The 368-nt window shown below is 75.5% G+C and carries 1 protein-coding gene; it reads left to right on the top strand.

Going from position 1 to position 368, the window contains the following annotated elements:
• A partial coding sequence (locus QZX64_RS01440; protein WP_295656365.1) for a class I SAM-dependent methyltransferase occupies nucleotides 1-368 on the top strand: 368 nt, incomplete at both ends.

Below are 368 nucleotides of genomic sequence, written 5' to 3'. Positions count from 1 at the left end.
CGGCCAGCAGGATCCCCGGTGGATCCACCTCCTCGGCCCGGTCCCTCAGCAGGGCACCGCTGCGGTGCCGGTCGATCGCGACGCCGTGATCGCCGGGGGTGCGGAGGTCCGCGACGGGCGCGTCCGCTCCTCCTACGACACCGTGGCGACCGCCTATGCCGACCACCTCGTCGACGAGCTGGAAGGGTTGCCGTTCGAGACCTGGCTGCTGGACCGGGTGGCCGCCCGTGCGGCCGGCGAGCCTGTGGTGGAGGCCGGGTCGGGTCCCGGGCACGTCACGGCGTACCTGGCCGACCGTGGGGCCGCCGCGACGGGGATCGACCTGTCGCCCGCCATGGTGGCCGAGGCCCGTCGGCGCTTCCCGGCAC

It is taken from the genome of uncultured Nocardioides sp. (assembly GCF_902805925.1).
In the GTDB taxonomy this organism is placed as follows: Bacteria; Actinomycetota; Actinomycetes; order Propionibacteriales; family Nocardioidaceae; genus Nocardioides.
This window is presented reverse-complemented; position numbering and strand designations above follow the sequence as displayed.